This is a genomic window from Streptomyces sp. NPDC058371 (genome assembly GCF_042723265.1).
In the GTDB taxonomy this organism is placed as follows: domain Bacteria; phylum Actinomycetota; class Actinomycetes; order Streptomycetales; family Streptomycetaceae; genus Streptomyces.
On sequence record NZ_JBHXJC010000017.1, the window covers coordinates 170,359 to 188,496 of the forward strand.

Annotated in this window: 18 protein-coding genes and 1 pseudogene; 12 read left to right on the forward strand and 7 right to left on the reverse strand. The window is 67.3% G+C overall.

What is annotated here, in order from left to right; genetic code table 11:
* Nucleotides 1-304 precede the first annotated feature (304 nt).
* Entirely contained in the window at nt 305-1,174 is an 870-nt protein-coding gene (locus tag ACFWM2_RS35275; protein ID WP_383288600.1) for an ISL3 family transposase, read from the forward strand.
* Nucleotides 1,114-1,815: a transposase gene (locus ACFWM2_RS35280; protein WP_383288602.1), complete on the forward strand. Its 702-nt coding sequence runs from the start codon at nt 1,114-1,116 to the stop codon at nt 1,813-1,815. Before ACFWM2_RS35275 ends, ACFWM2_RS35280 begins: the two co-directional genes overlap by 61 nt.
* A gap of 4 nt (nt 1,816-1,819) precedes the next feature.
* On the opposite strand, the gene ACFWM2_RS35285 is transcribed toward ACFWM2_RS35280, so the two are convergent.
* Nucleotides 1,820-2,332 (reverse strand): hypothetical protein, encoded by a 513-nt coding sequence (locus tag ACFWM2_RS35285; RefSeq protein WP_383288605.1) that lies wholly within the window; start codon nt 2,330-2,332, stop codon nt 1,820-1,822.
* 139 nt (nt 2,333-2,471) lie between these two features.
* Here ACFWM2_RS35285 and ACFWM2_RS35290 point away from each other — a divergent pair, with 139 nt between their 5' ends.
* The 3 genes from ACFWM2_RS35290 to ACFWM2_RS35300 all read left to right on the forward strand — a co-directional run bounded on the left by ACFWM2_RS35290 (nt 2,472) and on the right by ACFWM2_RS35300 (nt 5,380).
* A complete protein-coding gene (locus ACFWM2_RS35290; RefSeq protein ID WP_383288608.1) occupies nt 2,472-2,954 on the forward strand; it encodes a GNAT family N-acetyltransferase in 483 nt (160 codons plus the stop codon).
* 648 nt (nt 2,955-3,602) lie between these two features.
* Entirely contained in the window at nt 3,603-4,607 is a 1,005-nt protein-coding gene (locus ACFWM2_RS35295) for a GlxA family transcriptional regulator (protein ID WP_383288611.1), read from the forward strand.
* A complete protein-coding gene (locus ACFWM2_RS35300; protein ID WP_383288614.1) occupies nt 4,604-5,380 on the forward strand; it encodes a DJ-1/PfpI family protein in 777 nt (258 codons plus the stop codon). The genes ACFWM2_RS35295 and ACFWM2_RS35300 overlap by 4 nt, the downstream gene beginning before the upstream one ends.
* A gap of 152 nt (nt 5,381-5,532) precedes the next feature.
* Here the strand turns inward: ACFWM2_RS35300 and ACFWM2_RS35305 are convergent, their stop codons facing one another.
* Nucleotides 5,533-5,739 carry a hypothetical protein gene (locus ACFWM2_RS35305; RefSeq protein ID WP_383288617.1) on the reverse strand — a complete coding sequence of 69 codons (207 nt, stop codon included), beginning with the start codon at nt 5,737-5,739 and terminating at the stop codon, nt 5,533-5,535.
* On the opposite strand from ACFWM2_RS35305, the gene ACFWM2_RS35310 reads away from it, so the two are divergent.
* The 7 genes and pseudogenes from ACFWM2_RS35310 (at nt 5,738) to ACFWM2_RS35340 (ending at nt 14,013) form a co-directional block, all read left to right on the forward strand.
* The gene (locus tag ACFWM2_RS35310; RefSeq protein ID WP_383288620.1) at nt 5,738-6,658 is read left to right on the forward strand and encodes a trypsin-like serine peptidase; all 921 of its coding nucleotides are present in this window, start codon (nt 5,738-5,740) and stop codon (nt 6,656-6,658) included. The genes ACFWM2_RS35305 and ACFWM2_RS35310 overlap by 2 nt on opposite strands.
* Nucleotides 6,659-6,885: 227 nt before the next feature.
* On the forward strand, nt 6,886-7,164 hold the full coding sequence (locus ACFWM2_RS35315) for a hypothetical protein (RefSeq protein WP_383288623.1): 279 nt from the start codon (nt 6,886-6,888) through the stop codon (nt 7,162-7,164).
* Between the two features lie 83 nt (nt 7,165-7,247).
* Nucleotides 7,248-7,655 (forward strand): ANTAR domain-containing protein, encoded by a 408-nt coding sequence (locus ACFWM2_RS35320; RefSeq protein ID WP_383288626.1) that lies wholly within the window; start codon nt 7,248-7,250, stop codon nt 7,653-7,655.
* 484 nt (nt 7,656-8,139) lie between these two features.
* Nucleotides 8,140-9,621: pseudogene (locus tag ACFWM2_RS35325) on the forward strand (glycoside hydrolase family 30 beta sandwich domain-containing protein); the annotation flags it as partial.
* Between the two features lie 166 nt (nt 9,622-9,787).
* Nucleotides 9,788-10,954: a glycoside hydrolase family 88 protein gene (locus ACFWM2_RS35330; protein WP_383288629.1), complete on the forward strand. Its 1,167-nt coding sequence runs from the start codon at nt 9,788-9,790 to the stop codon at nt 10,952-10,954.
* A gap of 251 nt (nt 10,955-11,205) precedes the next feature.
* Nucleotides 11,206-11,964 (forward strand): hypothetical protein, encoded by a 759-nt coding sequence (locus ACFWM2_RS35335; RefSeq protein WP_383288632.1) that lies wholly within the window; start codon nt 11,206-11,208, stop codon nt 11,962-11,964.
* Nucleotides 11,965-12,399: 435 nt separating this feature from the next.
* Complete coding sequence (locus ACFWM2_RS35340) at nt 12,400-14,013, forward strand: glycoside hydrolase family 27 protein (protein WP_383288635.1); 1,614 nt, start codon at nt 12,400-12,402, stop codon at nt 14,011-14,013.
* Between the two features lie 136 nt (nt 14,014-14,149).
* On the opposite strand, the gene ACFWM2_RS35345 is transcribed toward ACFWM2_RS35340, so the two are convergent.
* The 5 genes from ACFWM2_RS35345 to ACFWM2_RS35365 form a co-directional block, all read right to left on the reverse strand.
* On the reverse strand, nt 14,150-15,007 hold the full coding sequence (locus ACFWM2_RS35345) for an alpha/beta fold hydrolase (protein WP_383288638.1): 858 nt from the start codon (nt 15,005-15,007) through the stop codon (nt 14,150-14,152).
* Nucleotides 15,004-15,627 carry a TetR/AcrR family transcriptional regulator gene (locus ACFWM2_RS35350; RefSeq protein ID WP_383288641.1) on the reverse strand — a complete coding sequence of 208 codons (624 nt, stop codon included), beginning with the start codon at nt 15,625-15,627 and terminating at the stop codon, nt 15,004-15,006. The genes ACFWM2_RS35345 and ACFWM2_RS35350 overlap by 4 nt, the downstream gene beginning before the upstream one ends.
* Nucleotides 15,599-15,997 (reverse strand): hypothetical protein, encoded by a 399-nt coding sequence (locus tag ACFWM2_RS35355; RefSeq protein ID WP_383288644.1) that lies wholly within the window; start codon nt 15,995-15,997, stop codon nt 15,599-15,601. The genes ACFWM2_RS35350 and ACFWM2_RS35355 overlap by 29 nt, the downstream gene beginning before the upstream one ends.
* Nucleotides 15,998-16,082: 85 nt before the next feature.
* Entirely contained in the window at nt 16,083-16,652 is a 570-nt protein-coding gene (locus ACFWM2_RS35360; protein ID WP_383288647.1) for a hypothetical protein, read from the reverse strand.
* Between the two features lie 300 nt (nt 16,653-16,952).
* Complete coding sequence (locus ACFWM2_RS35365) at nt 16,953-17,813, reverse strand: alpha/beta fold hydrolase (RefSeq protein WP_383288649.1); 861 nt, start codon at nt 17,811-17,813, stop codon at nt 16,953-16,955.
* Between the last annotated feature and the right edge of the window lie 325 nt (nt 17,814-18,138).

An 18,138-nucleotide genomic window follows, 5' to 3' on the forward strand; every position in this document is an offset into this window, starting at 1 on the left:
TCCTCGATGGCGGTGGACAGCGGCATCGTTTGCCCGAGGGTTCGGAAGTCACTTGTAGATCTTGGTGCTTCCGATATGTTCACGAGTTCGGGTTCTGGCATAGCTTTCGTGCAGTGGCCACGGTGAGTGACAGCTGAGCGTTCCCAAGCAGCATGCGAAGTCGCCCGAAAATAGGCCGTGGTCCGTGCGGCTGGGCTGACAGTCCGGGCCGTGGAAGAGGTCGTGCTCCGGCTGGAGAAGCTGCTGTTCCCGGCGATCGCGGACGTCGCGGTGCTGTCGGTGAACGTGGATATCGAGATTGTGCGTGTCGACGCGCAATGCACCACGGCCGGCGCCACCTGCCCGGGATGCGGAGCCTGGTCGACCCGGGTCCACAGCTCCTACCCTGCGGTTTCCCGCCGACGTACCGAGCGCTGGACGAAGTGTCGTACTCCAGCTCCGGGTTCGTCGGTTCCGGTGCGGCAACGCCATGTGTCCGCGCCGGACCTTCGTCGAGCAAATACCCGGCCTGACGCGCAGGCACGGGCAGCGCACTGAGCGGCTGCGCTCCACTCTGGCTGCGGTAGGTCTCGCCCTGGCGGGCCGAGCCGGCTCCCGCCTGGCCTCCGTCCTTGGGTTGTCCGTCAGTCGGAGCACGGTCTTGCGCCTGGTTGACGCGCTCCCCGATCCGGAGGCTGCCGCGCCGCGCGTCGTCGGCGTCGACGAGTACGCCACCCGCAAGGGCCGCCACTACGGCACCGTCCTGGTGGACGTCGAAACCCGCCGTCCCATCGATCTCCTCCCTGATCGGGAAGCATCGAGCCTGGCCGCCTGGCTCGCGCAGCGGCCCGGTGTCGAGGTCGTCTGCCGGGACCGCGCGCCGTTCTTCGCAGAAGGCGCCGCAGCCGGAGCCCCGCAGGCGATCCAGGTCGCGGACCGATGGCATCTCTGGCACAACCTCAGCGATGCCGCCGAGCGAAGCGTCGCGCAGCACCGCCACTGCCTGCGCGTCCTCGTCCCCGCTACTCCCGAAGCCGAGTCCGACCCGAGCCCGCCCCGGCTGCGGACCCGTCCGGCTCGCCGTGGCCGCGAGGACACCGGTTCGCCGACCGCACCTGGACCCGGCATGCCGCCGTGCGCACCCTGCTGGAGGCCGGGCACAGCCGACGTTCGATCCAACGGCAGCTCGGAATGACCTACCGCACCGTCAAGCAGCTCGCCGATGCCCAGACTCCAGAGGAGCTGTTCACAGGCCAGTGGCAGAACCGCCCCTCCGTTCTCGACGAGTACAAGACCTACCTCGACGACCGCTGGGCCGCAGGCTGCACCAATGCCTGGAAGCTGTGGGAGGAGATCGTTCCACTCGGCTACGGAGGCAGCTACCAGCGCGTTCGCGCCTACCTGTACGAGAAGCGCACGTCACCGCGGCCGGTGACTGCCAGGGCGCCCTCGCCCCGGTCCGACGCTGGATGGATCCTCCGCCGCCCAGAGAACCTCACCGAGACCGAGCAGATTCGGCTCAAGACCGTCCGGACGCACTGCCCCGAACTGGACGCGCTCACTCGTCACGTCCGGTCTTTCCCAATCATGCTCGCGGACCGCAAGGGTGAGTGCCTGCCGGAATGGCTCGCCGCGGTCCGGCAGGACGACCTCCCCAGCCTCCACACGCTCGCCGCGGGCATTGACCGCGACCGTGACGCCGTCATCGCCGGCCTCAGCCTGCCCTGGAACTCCGGTGTCGTCGAAGGCCACGTCAACAGAATCAAGATGCTCAAGCGTCAAATGTTCGGCCGTGCCGGATTCGACCTCCTGCGCAAGCGAGTCCTGCTTGCGTGATGACCTATACCGGCTCCTCGTACACATCGATCTCGGAGGGCCCGCGAGCAAGCAACAGTTCGAGGTGCCCCTCCATGGCGGCGAGCCACTCGTCGAGGTCCGCATTGGCGTCGTGAAAGAACCAGGAGTCGAAGCCTCCCAGGGCGTCCAGGGCGGGTTCACACTCGTAGCGGAGTTCGCAGTGAACCTGTACGTAGTGGTCGTGCTCACCGTCGGCGTCACTGATGTCGAACTGTCGCGTGAGGTCCACAGTGAACATCGGTCGCCCGCTGAAGGCGTACGTGCCGTACTGGAAGAGTAAGCCGTCTGAGTCGGGTGTGGGCGCGGTGGCAAAGCGCTGCCGCCCGAATCGCATGAAGGCCAGCCATGCAGCTCGAGTGGTCAACTCGACCTTCGTTGAGCGCCCGACCTCCAGCTCGGCACGCAGGAGATCGAGGGCTTCCTCCATCCGTAGTCTGTCGTGCACGCCAGCTCTCCTCGCCTCGTGAATCAGCACCTTAACCTCGTAGGGCCGCATCAAATCCAGCCCTGACCAGCGAGGCAGCCGCCTCCCGGCTCGCAACGCTCAGTCACTGCTGCACGGAACCTGAGCCAGAACCCGAGTTCGGGAGGCACTTGGGCCGGGATGTCAGTGCCTGCCGGTAGCGTCGCGGTCCATGAGTGATCAACGAGAGGCAGTGGTTGTCCGCAGGGCTGAACACGCGGACGTGGACGGGCTCGTCGAGTGCAGTGGCGCATTGTTCGCTGAGGACGCAGGGACTCGCGATTCGAGCATCAACATCGATTGGCCTCGTGAGCACGGGCCCCAACGTTTCGCCTCCGGTATAGATGATCCGAACCGTCTGTTGCTCGTCGCCGGCTACGAGGGCAAGGTCGTGGGACATCTCGTAGGTGCGCTGGGAGGTCCATCTGCGATGAGACCGGTGAAGGTAGCGACGTTGGTGAGCATGTATGTGCATCCCGGATTTCGCCGAAGCCAGATCGGAGGACGATTGGTCGCAGAGTTCTTCAGTTGGGCGAAGGATGCGGGGGCCACCGCCGCCGAGGTGACGGCATACTCAAGCAACGCCGAGGCCATGAAGTTCTATGAGCGAAATGGTTTCGCGCCTCAGTCGGTGACCTTGCAGACGTCTTTGTAGGTGGGTGTCCTGGTGGGCATGCCGCCAGGGCAACCCTTATCCGGCGCGACCAACGGGGAAGAGATCGCTGTGAGCCGGCCATCGGGGCTCCTCTGCGCGAGCCCACCTTGCTCGACGGTGCGGTAGGTCATGCCGATCTGGCGTTGGATCGAGCGTCAGTTGCGGCCGGGGCCGAGCATCGAGTGGACGACGGCGTGTAGTGATCAGACCGGCGCCCAGGCACGAGTACCCCCGACCGCCAAGGGCTCCGAGCTCGTCGACCTGCTCATGGTCGTGGGCGGCTGGGGCGACTGGTGACTCGCCGGCGAGCCCGGGCTGCCTGTGCTCTACCGTCATCACACCTGCGGGGAGGCCGGTGGAGTCGAAGTCAGCTGCGCCTGCTGTGGTGAGCCGATGCACGCGGGCAGTATCGAGGTGCTCCCGGGCCCGGGCAGTGCTGCGGCACAAGCCAAGTCGACTCTCTCTCAGCCAAGTTGAAGAAGCGTCCAGGGTCGCGATCGATCCTGCCGTAGGAGACCGTCCGAGCAACCGCCCGGCTACGGCCTCGCTCACCTTGGCGCTCGCACCCAACCAGACGGCACATGCCGTCAACCTCGCCGAATACACCACCGGCACCGCCGCTCACCGACCTGTGCTGGGATCCAACGCATGGACAATCACAGACGCGTTCTCATCGTCGCCTACGACGATGCGCAGATTCTCGACATTGCCTGTCCCAGCGGTGCTTTGGACATCGCCAACCGGTACGGCGCGACGCCGCCGTACTCGCTCGAATTGGGAACCGTGGGTCGTCGGGCCGCGCGCAGCTCCGCCGGGATCGTGCTGGGGGCTGGGCAGAGTCTGGAAGCGGTGACGGGACGTCTGGACACGCTGATCGTCGTGGGCGGTGTCGGCTGCGAAGACGCGGCGGCGGACGGGCAACTACTGGGCCAGGTTCGCCGACTGGCCGCACAGAGCCGCCGCGTGGCCTCCGTCTGCACGGGGGCCTACGTCCTCGCCGCGGCCGGACTGCTGGACCACAGGCGGGTGACGACCCACTGGGGGTGGGGAGAACGGCTCGCCGAACGGCACCCCACCGTGGCCGTGGACACGGGCCCGCTGTGCATACGCGACGGCAACGTCTACACCTCCGCCGGAGTCACCAGCGCGCTCGACCTGACGCTGTCGCTGATCGAGGAGGACCACGGACCTACGCTGGCCCGGGCCGTCGCCCGTGAACTGGTCACCTACCTGCACCGGCCGGCCGACCAGGCGCAGATCTCCATGTACCTGGCAGCGCCGCCGCCGGAGAACCGGCTGGTACGGGACCTGATGGCCTACGTCGATGGCCATCTGGCCGAAGACCTCACGCCCACCGCCCTGGCGGCGCGGGCCGGCATCAGCTCTCGGCATCTGACCCGCCTCTTCACCGCGCACCTCGGTACGACGCCGGCACGCGCCGTGCGCACGGTGCGCACCATAGCGGCGGCGCGCCTGGTGCGCTCCAGCGGACTGTCCATGGCGGCGATCGCCCGCCGCTGCGGGTTCCGGGCGGCGGAGACACTGCGTCAAGCATTCCTGGACCACTACGGGGTCACCGGGGACAGGATTCGCAGGATGCCGGACATGGCATCGCCACGTCTCCCTCCGGGGCAGCAGACTCCTGGGACATGACGCACTCAACGCATGCGACGACACGCAGAAATGTGCTGCGCGGAACCGTGGCCGCCGCCGCGCTCGCAGGCGCCACCACAGCCGCAACGGGGACTGGAGCGGCGCACACCCCGTCGGGCGGTGCGGGCCCGAACATCGGCATCCTGTTGTACGACGGCTTCAGCCTGCTGGACCCCACCGGGCCGGCCGAGGCGCTGTCCCGGTTGCCGGACGCCACCGTGACGATGATCGCCGAGAAGCGAGGGCCGGTGCGCACGGACACGGGAGACGTAGCGGTGCTCGCCGAACGGTCCATCACTGAGGTCCAGCGCCTGGACGTACTGCTGGTGCCGGGTGCGGGCAACCGCGGGACCGTCGCGGCGATGACCAATGAGGTACTGCTGAGCTGGATCCGTGACATCCACCGGCACACCCGTTGGACGACGTCCGTGTGCACCGGGAGCATCGTCCTCGCCGCGGCCGGACTGCTCAAAGGCAGGCGCGCGACGACCTACTGGGCTTCCGCGGAATACCTTCAGTCCACGTTCGGTGTGACCTACCTGCCGCAGCGCTATGTACGCTCGGGAAAGATCATCACCGCGGCCGGGGTGTCGGCGGGAGTGGACATGGCCCTGTATCTCGCATCCCTGATCACGGACGACGACACGGCCAAGGCGCTTCAACTCGCCATCGAATACGACCCCCAACCCCCCTTCGACTCCGGGAACGCCGCAGACGCCGACCCCCAACTGAAGGAAGCCGCGCTGCAGTTGCTTGCCGCATCGCAGGTGTAGCCCCAAGCGGGACTGGCTGAGGACCGCCCTCAGGGATCTCGTCGTACGTCCTTCACGGCGCTGTGACCGGTGCAGCCATTCGCCTCCTGCCCCGTCCATCACCCCACCGAGCGGGCCGTGGCCGGCCGGACCTGTTTGCTTCAACAGGGCGGTCACCTTTGCTTCAACAGCGCGGTCACCGCGGCCAGTTCGGCGTCCGAAAAGCCTTCCGCTCCTGCGGGAAACGTCGCAATCTCCTCATCCCGCACCTCCACTCCGACGCAATGTGAAAACCGTTGTTGGGTTCCGTTGATCTCCTGTGGAGACGCGTGCGACAGTGAGCGCGATTTGATCGTTCCCCGAACCAGAAAGGCTCCCATGCGCTTACGTCGATTTGCCCTCACCGCTCTCGCTGCCGCGGGTCTGTGCGCCGTGTTGACGCCGGCCTCGGCTGTCGCGCAGGACCGGCCGACCGGTTCCCCCACCGGGACCGCCACGGTCGTCAACACCAAGTCACGCGCTCAACTCGACGCCTACTGGACCCCGGAGCGGATCCGCAAGGCCAAGGCGTTGCCGGCGTCCGAGATCTCCTCGAAGGTGACGCCCTCCGCCGGCCCGACGGCGGAGGTAACCGGCAAGCCGGTGCACATCCCCGCGACAAGACCCACTGCGAGCTCGGGAGTTCAGGCGCAGGCCAGCGTGTGGGGCACAGTGGGACGCCTGCTCTTCACGATCCCCGGCAAGGGCGACTACATCTGCTCTGGCAACGTTGTCACGAGCAACAACGGCTCGGTGGTGGCCACGGCACGGCACTGCGGCTTCGGTGAAGGCGGTACCAACTACCGCTTCGCCCCCAACTACAACTCGGGCAACGCACCCTACGGCTGGTGGGGCTGGCGCAGTGCGGGCTGGGTGACGGGAGGCGGCCAGGAGAACGACAGCGCCTTCCTCGTTCTGGACACTCCAAGCGGCCGGCGCGTCCAGGACGTCGTCGGCTCCACCGGCCTCGGCTTCAACTGGTCGAGCAACTACGCGCACATCATCGGTCTGCCGGCCGACAAGGACTATGCCGTCTGGTGCGAGGGGCAGGGATACGCCGGACCCGACGGACAGCGTTTGATGAACAACTGCATCGGCCTGACGGGCGGTGCCAGTGGCGGCGCCTGGATCGAGAACTACCAGTCCGACGGCTCCGCGATCCAGACCGGCGCCTACTCCGGCAGCTACGGATCGGCGGCCGCCACCTCGGCGTACGGCAACTCCGCGTACGACGTCTGGAACGGCGCTCAGAACAGCTGACGGAGCAGCCCTCGCAGCTGCGAACGCTAGAGGGCCGGACCCGTGGTCGGCTCCCGGAGTCCTCCGGGATCCGACCGAACTGTTGGCGCGGCAGAGGAATCTGCTGGCGATCGAGGCGTATCGCACGCGTACCGGGCCGTATCCATAACTTCTGGGCAGGACTAGGCTGTTGAGTCAGGCCCCAGTCCCCGGCAGCGATGTCTTCGTTCCGCTCCGTGGAGGCCTTGATGGCCATCCTGCTTCTCCTCCTGATCGTGGTGCTGTTCGGCCTCGGCTTCCTCAACCCCATCTGGTGGGTGGCCGCAGCCGTACTCGTCCTCGTCGCCGGCCGCTCCAGGCGTGATCGTGGCAGTGGCTGGGGTCGCCGCGACGGTTCCGATATGAGGGAGTACCGAGACTACGAGGCGCGCCGCGATCGGCAGGACCGCTGGGATCGCCGCTACAGCCGTCGGCACCGGGCGCGCTGGAGGCGCGAGGACCGGCGAGACCGCGAGCGCCGCGCCTGACCGTGAAGCAGCGCTGACATCCAGAGGTTCCGGGTACCGCCTCGGTCAGACCGGACGCACCCAGACCATCGAGAGGTACAGCCATGTCCCGCACAACGATGCTCCCAGAGGGATATTGGGACCTGAAGGCCGAGGCCTCGTGGGGCAACACCCCGTCGGGGCAGAACATCACCGCGCTGCGCGCCGAGATCGACCACCTCCGGAGGGCGATGGCAGGCCGCGCGGCCATCGACCAGGCCCGCGGGATCGTGATGGCCCTGACTCCCTGCCGCCGTGGGCCGGCCAGGGCCCTGCTGGTGGACATCTCCCGCCAGTGCAATGTCAAGCTCCCGGAGACGGCCGCAGCTGTGGTCGCCGCCTGGGAGGGCAAGCCCCTCCCACGACGGATGCAGCTGGCTCTGCGGCGCGCGCTGAAGGACCTTCATGCCGAAGACCGTGCCTGCGCCTCAGGGTCGTCACACGAGCCGACGGCCGGACGGCGAAGGCCGTGATGCGCACAGCCGATGTACCGGAGTGCCCAGTCGCGATGTGACTGCCCGGCTGTGGCCAGAGATGATCACCTGACCCCCTGTCCTTGGGCTTGGTCTCCATGCGTCCGGTGGGTGTGAGAACTGCCCGGCCACCGTAGGGGGACGGCCGACCGGGCGCGTGAGACGGGGCCAGAAGGAGAGCGGGTCCCTCAGGACGCCCACATTCCGACGTCCGGCGGGGTTGCGGAACGCGCGACCGCCGATGAACGCCAGGCCGATGGCGATTCCTGCGAGCAACCAGTTGCCGATTCCCTCGTCGACGAGAGTGAAGATGCCCTCCGGGAGCAGTCCCCGTAGCAGGGCCGTCACAAGTCTCCGGTGGCCGGTGTGTCCGCAGTCTTGACGGTCATGGTTCAGACCTTTAGGTTCGCGAAAGCCAGTCACATATCAACAGTTCATTCTCATACGTGAACAGTCGACGCCCACCCCACCTCGAAGGGCGAACATGGCACGCATCCGTCTGTCTTTGCGCTTACCCAAGGCCACCCGCCTCCTGCTGGTCGGAGCCGTCGCAGCGGCCACGCTGACTGCGACAGGCAGCACGGCTCAGGCAGCAAACGAGCCGGTCAACCTGTGGCTGACGACCACGTCCGACTCCGCCGGCCGCAACGTCACCCGAGGGCTCCAGCAGCAGACCGCGCTGCGTTTCGGTCCCGCCGGCGGATCAGCACAGCACACCATCACCGTCGACGAGAACACGACCTACCAGCAGTTCGAGGGCGGCGGCGCCTCCATCACCGACTCCACCGCCTACCTGCTGCGAGGCGGCGCGGTCAGCGCGGCGACCCGCGACGCCGTCATGCAGAAGCTGTTCTCGCCGACCGCGGGCATCGGCTTGTCCTTCGTGCGCAACCCGATCGGAGCCTCCGATCTCTCCCGCCCGGGCCATGTCTCTCTCGACGACACCTGCTGCAACCTCAACGACTTCGGTGCCAACGGCTACGACACCAACGTCCGTCTGCTGACCGTCCAGGCCAAACAGCTCAACCCGGCCCTGAGGATCATGGCCGTGCCGTGGAGCGCCCCGGGCTGGATGAAGGACAACGGCCGGATGGACCAGATGGGCTGGCTGAAATGGGAGTACTACCCCACGTACGCCCAGTACCTGGTGAAGTACATCCAGAGCTACCAGGCCGCCGGAATCAAGGTCGACTACCTCTCGGTGCAGAACGAGCCCAACTGCTGCCAGGCGTCCAACCCGACGGCGATGAACTACCCCGGCATGAACTGGAATTCGTCCGGCCTGGCGGAGTTCACCAAGAACCACGTCTACCCGGCCTTCCGTGCCGCGGGCATCACCACGAAGGTGCTCGTCCACGACTGGAACTACGGTGACTACGCCACCATGGGCTCCGGTGTCCTCGGCGACGCAGGCGTGCGCAACGACCCCCTGTTCGGCGGCATCGCCTGGCACGGCTACTCCGGCGATCCGGCGGTCGGAACCCAGGTCCACAACCAGTATTCGAGCGTGAAGCAGTTCAGCACGGAACACTCAGGTGGCACCTGGATCGCCAATCAGCACAACGAAGACCTCGCGGACATTGTCAACTACGCCCGCAACTGGAGCACCAGCCTGGTCAAGTGGGGTCTGGCCCTGAACCAGAACATGGGCCCGCACAACGGCGGTTGTGGTACCTGCACCGGTCTGGTCACCGTCCAGGAAGGCGGTTCGAGGGCGGGCCAGGTCGACTACACCATCGAGTACTACACGACCGGTCACCTGACCAAGTTCGTCAAGCCGGGCGCGTACCGGATCGCCTCGACGGCCAACAGCACGATCCAGAACGTGGCCTGGCGCAATCCGGACGGATCGAAGGCCCTCATCGCCCACAACGGCGGGACCAGCGCACAGTCGGTCCGGGTGAACTGGGGCAGCCAGTCCTTCGTCTACACCCTCCCGGCCCGTACCACGGCCACCTTCACCTGGTAGCCGACGTTCGACCTCGACCCGCCGGCACTGGACGACAGCCGGCGGGTCGACACCTGCCTGCATGCGCAGGTAATGCTGATCAGTTGAAAGGAACACACCTGTGAGAATGTCTCGGCGGGCTGTACTGGCTACGGCCGCGGGCGCTGCGGCCGCGTATCCATCCATGACGCAGGCCGCGCAGGCACAAACTGGTCAACCTTCAGCCGCGTCGACCACACGCACGCTGCGAGCCGCGGCCGACTACGCGGTGGAGAAAGTCCGTGCCGTCGCGCCGAATGTGAGCGGATTCCCCGTCGGCACGAAATTCGAGAAATGGGTCTACAGCCAGAACGGCGACTGGGTCGGCGGGTTCTGGCCAGGAACGCTGTGGATGTCCTGGCTCTACAGCGGAGATGACACCTTCCGCCGACTTGCGCTCGACTCGGCGAGCAAGCTCGCTCCCCGCCAGTACGACACGAGCACCCACGATCTCGGTTTCCTGTTCTATCCGTCGTGGGTGACCGCCTGGCGCCTGACAGGCGAAGACACATGGCGCGCCGGCGCCGTACGCGCGTCCGATTCACTGATCCAGCGGTACAACCCACGCGGTCGTTTCATCCGCGCATGGGGCGGCCTCGACGAAACGAACAACGCGGGCCGCGTCATCATCGACACGATGATGAACCTCGATCTGCTGGCATTCGCCAGTCGGCAGACCGGGGACGAGAAGTATCTCGACATCGCAGTGGAACATGCGAAAACCGCCCAACGTGCGTTCCTGCGACCGGACGGATCCATCCCGCACGTCTTCGACTTCGATCCGGCCACCGGCGCCGAGATCGGCCCGGGCACCGTGCAGGGCTACAGTCCTACGTCGTCCTGGGCGCGGGGACAGGCATGGGGCATTTACGGATTCACCACGATCTACCGCCGGACCGGGGACCGCCAGTTCCTTACCACCGCACGCAAACTTGCCGACTATGCAATAGGCGCACTCGGTCCGGATTTCGTCCCCGTGTGGGACTACCGCGCACCGCAGCAGCCTCATGACATCAAAGACGCCTCGGCCGGCGCCATCATGGCCTGCGGGTTGCTCGATCTGGCCGCGGCAACGGACAAGCAGCACTACCGGACGGTAGCGCTGCAGCTGCTGACCGCACTGTCCCAGACATGCCTGACCAGGAAATCCTCCCGCGCCGAGGCCGTCGTAGCCCGCTGCACCCGCAACCGGCCCGCCGAGGACGGCATCGAGATCTCACTCCCGTACGCCGACTACTACCTGCTGGAGGGCATCATGCGAGTGCTGAAGCCGCAGGATGCCGACCGCGCGATCGACCTTTCCATTCTCTGACCGATCTCCCGGCAGACGTGCGGCCGCATTCCAATGGTTCGTGGAAAGCGGCCGCATTCGTCCGGCCCGGCGTCGACCAAAACGATGCGGGTCTTGCCGACGGACTCGGCGAACTCCCGCGCGGTGAGCACCCGGTGGTGTCGCTCCCGGGTTCAGCGGTCTCGGGCAGCCCCAATCCGGGGGATAACCCCCGGGCAGAGTGGGGGTGGCCATGAGTGACGTGGCTTTCGCCCGCTGGGATGGTTCTGGGCATGAACTCGACGACGAACGGCATGGCAACTCCGGAGACTCCGAAGACCCCGAAGACCCCGACAACGCCGGTGACCAAGACGGATCCGACCGTCCGCTTGCTTTTCGCCGCCGCACCGGCGTGCTTTCTCGCCGGATGGCTGCTCATGCGGCCGATCGACGGGCAGGCGGAGCCGGGCGGCTGGTGGACGGCCGCGCACGCGGTCTGGCTGGCGGGGTTCTTGATGTTCGCGGCGATGAGCCTGCGCTTCGGCCGCCTGATCACCACGGGTGACGCCGGACCGGCAGCGGGACTGACGGCCGGGCGCAGGGCCGCGCTGGGGGTGAGTGTGGTGACCGTCCTGCTGAGTTCACTGGTGAACGTGGTGCAGCTGGTGCTGGATCTGGTGGGCGGGTTCCGCGCGGCGGACCGGGCGGAGTTGCAGGACATGTTCGCGGGGGTGAAGGACATTCCCGGTGCGGAACAGCTGATCTACGGTGTCGGGGCCCAGCTCGTCTTTGTCGGTCTGGTGGTGTTCGCCGTGCTGGCCGCGGTCGCACGACGGGCCGGGGCGTGGGCGGCGGGGCTGGTGACCGGAGGCACGGTGGTGCTGGCGGTCGCGATGGGTTTCGGACGCAATCACTGGCTGGTGCCCGTCGGCATGACCGTCCTGCTGGCTGGACTCGTCGTGCTGGGAGAGCAGTTGGCGGGACGTCCCGGTGGGCCGGGGGACTCCCGCCGGGCGCCCGCGGCGTGGCTGTCGCGGACACCGGCCGGCTGATTGCCGACTGGCCCGGCCCCGCTCCGCCGCCGCCCTGTTCATGAGCCCCGGGCGGTGGCGGTCTAGGTACCTGGATCGAGTCGGCCTTCGGCCCTCACCAGCCCGCCGCGCCGCCGCCGACGTTCCCGAAGTGCCCCTGTGCCTTGGCCCGTTGGGCGGTCTCCGACTCGTACGGCGCGTCCACGGCAGTGAGGTCGAGTGCGGCGATGCGCACCTGCGGGAAACGGCCACTCGTGCGGGCGGGACTACTTCATCTCGTACGAGCACGAGTGGTTCATCCAAACGGCAGTTCGGCCCGGACCATTGACGGCCGAGCCCGACTGGTGGGAGCTTCTCGATGGTTACGTTTCCATAGGTGCACACCCCGGCAACTGCAGGACGCTGTCGGGCACTTGCGTTCGTCCGGCCCCGCACGGCGAAACAGGAGACACCGATATGACCGTCCCGTCACCCTTCATGAGACCACTGAGTGCCGCCTTCACGATGGTGCTTCTCCTGGTCCTCGCCCCGGCCCTGCTGGTGCTCCGAGCCGCCCCGCCCGCGCAGGCGCTCGACAACGGGCTGGCCAGGACGCCCCCGATGGGCTGGAACGACTGGAACGCCTTCGGCTGCAACGTCACCGAGCAGCTGGTCAAACAGACCGCGGACTACTTCGTCTCCTCCGGCCTGAAGGACGCGGGGTACCAGTACGTCAACATCGACGACTGCTGGATGACCAAGGCCCGCAACTCCGCCGGCCAACTCGTGCCCGACCCGGTCAAGTTCCCCGGCGGCATCAGCGCAACCGCCGCCTACGTCCACAGCAAGGGCCTCAAGCTCGGCATCTACGAGAGCGCCGGCACCGCCACCTGCGCCGGCTATCCCGGAAGCCTCGGCCACGAGCAGACGGACGCCAACACCTTCGCCGCCTGGGGAGTTGACTACCTCAAGTACGACAACTGCAACCACCAGAACGTGCCCGACCAGCAGCGCTACACCGCCATGCGCGACGCCCTGGCCAACACCGGCCGCCCGATCGTCTACAGCCTGTGCAACTGGGGCCTGGCCAGTGTGTGGACCTGGGGCGCGGGGGTCGGCAACAGCTGGCGCACCACCGACGACATCAACGTCAATTTCTCCACGGTGACGTCGATCTACAAGGCCAATGTCAAACTCGCCCCGTACGCCAAGCCGGGCGCCTGGAACGACCCCGACATGCTCGAAGTCGGTAACGGCATGTCGTTCACCGAGGACCGCTCCCACTTCAGCCTCTGGTCGGAGATGGCCGCGCCGCTCATCGCCGGAACCGACCTGCGCAAGGCCACCGCCGCCACCCTCTCCCTCTACGGCAACAAGGACGTCATCGCCGTCGACCAGGACTCCCTGGGCAAGCAGGGAACCGAGGTGTCCTCCTCCGGCGGCCTTCACGTGCTGACAAAACCGCTGGCGAACGGCGACGTATCGGTGGTGCTCTTCAACGAGAACTCCGCCGCCGCCACCATCACCACGTCCGCTGCCGCGGTCGGTCTTCCCACGGCATCCTCCTACCGGCTCAACAACCTCTGGTCCCACGTCGTCACCAGCACCAGCGGAACCATTTCGGCCGGTGTCCCCGCCCACGGCTCTGTGATGTACCGGATCTCCGTCGGCAGCGGCACCAGCGTCGGCACCACCCACCCGCTGGTCGGCGCCTCCTCCAACCGCTGCCTCGACGCGTACGACGGCCAGACCACCCCCGGCACCAAGATCGAGATCTGGGACTGTCGCGGCGGCACCAACCAGGCCGTGACCATCACAGCCGCCGGTGAACTCCGGCTCTACGGCGGCACCCAGTGCCTGGACGCCTACGACAACAGGACCACCCCCGGCACCAAGGTGCAGCTCTACAACTGCGCAGGGGGCGCCAACCAGAAGTGGAGCCTCAACCCCAACGGCACCATCACCGGCACCCAGTCAGGCCTGTGCCTCGACGTCACCGGCGGCGATCAGGCCTCCGGCAACGTCAACGGCACCCCGCTCGAACTCTGGACCTGCAACGGCGGCGCCAACCAGCAGTGGCGCCTGGGCTGACGGACCTCGACGGAACTGACATCCCCTCAAAAGGGAGTGGGGCATGCCTGTTCAGTGCCGGCCTCCTCAACGACCACGGAACCCCTGGCACTCCTGATCCCGGCATCCGGAACCGGATTCCAGCTGAGTCTCACGCTCACTCGATCCCTTGCAGGAACGGGACGATCGCTTCGATGAAGTGGTCGTTCCGATCACCGGCCACCATGTGTCCCGCGCCGGCCACATCGACGCGCCGGGCGTGGGGGACCAGGTCACAGAACTGCTCGGCGATGTCGTCGCGCACCACGTCGCTGTTCCCGCCGCGGACGAGCAGGATCGGTACGTCGGCGTGGCGCGCGGCGTCGAGGAGACGCTCCGCCATGCCGGGCGGGTCCATCCGGCCCTCGAAGCTGTCCAGCATCCGGGGGTCCCAGTGCCAGACCCAGCGATCGCCTTGGCGTCGCAGGTTGTTCCGTATCCCCTCGGGGTCGTCGGGACGTGGTCGACGCGGCAGGTGGGCGGACACCGCTGCGGCCGCTTCCTCGACGTCGGCGAATCCGTCCGGCCGGCGGCGCATGAACTCGACGATCCGGCGAAATCCGCGGGGATCCGGTCGATGGGCGACGTCGACAAGCACCAGAGCGCGAATCGCCGCCCTGGGTGACTCTCCGGCCGCGAGCAGCGAACTCAGGCCTCCGAGCGAGGCGCCGATGACCGCCGGCCGGTCGCCGAGTTCAGCGACCAGTGCCCGGATGTCCTCGGCGAACAGGTCGAGGTCGTAGTCACCATCGGCTGACCATTCGCTGGTGCCGTGCCCGCGCAGGTCCGGGGCGATGACCCGCCACCCCAGCGTGGCCAGTCGAGGGCCGGTCCGGTCCCAGGCGTGTCGGGTCTGGCCGCCGCCGTGCAGCAGGACGAGAGGTGGCGAGGACGCCTCGCCCCACACGTCAGCCGTGAGCAGGATCCCGCCGCAGCCCACGAAGCGTCGGGGCCGTGGCAGCGCGCCGGCCGTCATGCCGGGCCACGAGTTCGCAACGGCGCCAACAACTGGTCGCGGTAGGGATCCGCAGCCGCCGCGGCGAGCGCGACGTCCAGCGCGAGCAGCGCGCGCGCGAGGAACCGGTCGTCATCGATCAGGGCGGCGACCCACTGATGCAACGCACCCACGCACGAGGTGGCGACAACGGCGGCCAAGGCGTCAGTGTCGATGTCGTCACGCAGGAGGCCCTCTGCCCGTGCGTGCGCCATCGCCTGGCGGAGCTGGGTGAGCGGGCTGCGGTCGAGCACGACGCCGCTTGCCTCCCACTCACGCACCATGCGGCGCGACACGACCGGATCGTCCACGAACAGCAGGACGGTCGATCGGACGACCTCCCGCGGGTCCCCGGCTCCCAGCGTCGCCAGGCGGCGCCCGAGTTCGTCCATGAACCCGTCGGCGAGCGCCTCCCAGATCTTGCCGCGCGGTCCGATCAGGTTGTACACGGTGGCCGGGGCGACTCCTGCTCGCTCGGCGATCCGCTCGGTACTGATCACCGATTCCGGGCTGTCCCGCAGGAGTTCGCGCGTGGCATCGAGGATCCGGCACCGTCGTTGGGCCTTGTGCTGCTCACGCAGGCCCCCTTCGACCGTCTGCATACGCGCACACCCCTTCGCGGAAACGTAGAGAGTCCTCTAAATTAGAGGACGCTCTAAATGCGGTCAAGCGGTGGGGCTTGGTCGGAGATCCCTTGGCGCCCCCGAACCGCCGGGCCGACTCCTGGATGTGGGTCAGCCTGCGCAGGCCGAGCAGCGCCGGTTCGTACAGAACGGTCAGTGCGACGGCCGCCTCGATCAGGCCCGCCGTCGTGGGCTGTTCCTCCACCGTGTCCAGCTCGGCGACGGCGAGTTCCGCGGCGATGCGGCCGTACGGCAGCAGGTGCGCGGTGTCGCAGGGGTAGCCGAGGCGTACGAGCGCGGCGACGGAGGCGACGAGCGTGCCTAGGGCGGGGGAGGGCTCGTCGTGCATGCCATGCCAGCCCAACTGCTCCGGCAACGCATCCACTGCTTGCGCATTGATCCACAGGAGCGGCGGGGTCAGTCAGCCAACTTCGTTACTTCACCGACCACGTGAAGCGGTCCTGGTAGTAGGTGACCTTGGTGACGTGGGAGTTGGCCGGGATGATGAACGGCTCGCACCAGGTGTGGCTTTCACCTTGTTTCCAGGTGATTTGAACGTCCTCGGTGATGCAGTCCTTGGGCCTGCTCGAGAGGCTGCCGATGGTCTGGAGGCGTGTGGCCGCACCACTTGCTCCAGCCACCGCGCCCATGTTGGTGAACAACATCGGCCCCTTGACGGATTTGTCGCCGCCGACGAGTTTGGAGTCGACGTAGATCCAGGCGAGCTTCTTGTCCTTGTAGTCGGCGTCGTTGCCGAGTTCGCTCATGTCTTCCGGCTTGCCCTCGAACACCTTCTTGGGCGTGACGGTGAAGTTGCCGTCTGTGTCGTATGACCCGAGTTCCACCGTCTCCGGGCTGGGGTCGCCGAGGGTGAGCGGCTTGGTGGCCTTGTCTTCCTTCTCCGCGGACCCATCAGGACTGCACCCTGTAATCGCCAGGCTCGCGAGCACAGTTGCCGAGACAAGGCCGAAGCTCCGCCAGGGCTGCATCTTGTAATGAGTCATCGTCGTCTTCCTACCTCAGGTGGGGGGCACCAGTTGGGGGGCTGTTGATCGCGGGCACATCCTGCCACGAACCCTTCAGCGGCCGCGGAGCTTACAGTCCACTCCGCCCCGTCCGTGTGACTGAACGCCGTCCCAGGTAAGCGATCTCCGAGAGGTCCCCGAGCCTGGAAAGGCTCCGGTGCGCCGCGCACTCGCCCCGGACTGTCTCATCCTTCGAGCCCGCCCTTGCGCGGCGTCTCGCGGGTACGACACGAGTGAGGCGGCACGCGGTACCCGGGCGAACTGCGCTGCAGCGCACCCCTATGCGCCCACGGCACCTCGCACGAATCGTCGAAGGTACGTCCGTACGGCGTCGGGCTGCTCCAGCCAGGGCTCGTGCCCCGCGTTCTCGATCCGGGTCAGCGGAAGAGCGAGCCGGAGCGCGAGTGATTCAAGTGCCGACACAGGACGGGGATCGTCGGCCCCTCCGAGGAGCTCGGCCCGTGCGGGCAGGCGCGCGCGCAGCTCGGCGAGGTGTTGATCGAGCGGATCCGCGCGTCCTTCCTTGCCAAGTTCGCCGTTCATGGCCCAGTTGACCGGGCGACGCCGCCGAGCGCCCTGCGCGGCCCAGTGCCACCCGCGTTCGGGATCTGCGTGGTCGGCGAACCAGGCCAGCGTGAGCAGCTCGACCTCCTGCTCCTCCGTGCGGTGCGGCACCTCCTCCAATTCGCGGAGCCGCTCCTGCTGTGCTGCGGACATGCGGCGCCCGCGCTCCGTTCGGTCCCCGGTACGCCAATCACCGACGAACGGCCCGCACATCAGCAGCATTGCGGCAACCCGGTCGGAGTGCCTCAGGCAGAACCGGCTCGCCAGATCGGTGCCGTAGGAGTGCCCGATCAGTACGGCCTTGGGCACGTCCCATGCGTCGAGCAGTTCGGCGAGATCGTCGACATGCCGGGCGAGGAAATGTCGGCCCAGCCAAGGGGATTGGCCGGTGCCCCGCTGGTCGTACCGGTACACGGGCGCGAGGTCCGCGACCATGGCGGCGACATCGCCCAGATAGTCCGGCAGACCCGGTCCGCCATGGAGCATGACCACGGGCGGCTGCCGAGTCGTGTCTCCCAGCGCCATCCAGCGTATCTGCGCCTTGTCGGTCATCAACGTGATGCCCTGCGTCTTCATTGAGGCTCCTGAATGGTCTTGGCCACTCTGTTCTCTTGCGCCGGCAGAGGTTTCGGTTTGCGTCGGCGAGGTGTGGCTGCTGGTGCGCCAGTGTCCTCGCCGTCGGCGCGAGACCAGAAGGACGCGGGCAACGCCGCGACCTCGATGCGGCCGAATCGGTCGCCGAGGCGTGTGGTGCCAAGGCCGTGTTGGGGTGGATCGCGCAGGCCCGTACGCTCATCCGCCCCTAACCTCGCGCTTTCACGAGGTGGGGTGTCCGAGGCTTGATCAAATAAGCGGAGAGTGCTCCTGACCTGCAACGATGGGACTTGTCTAGGGTCCTGTT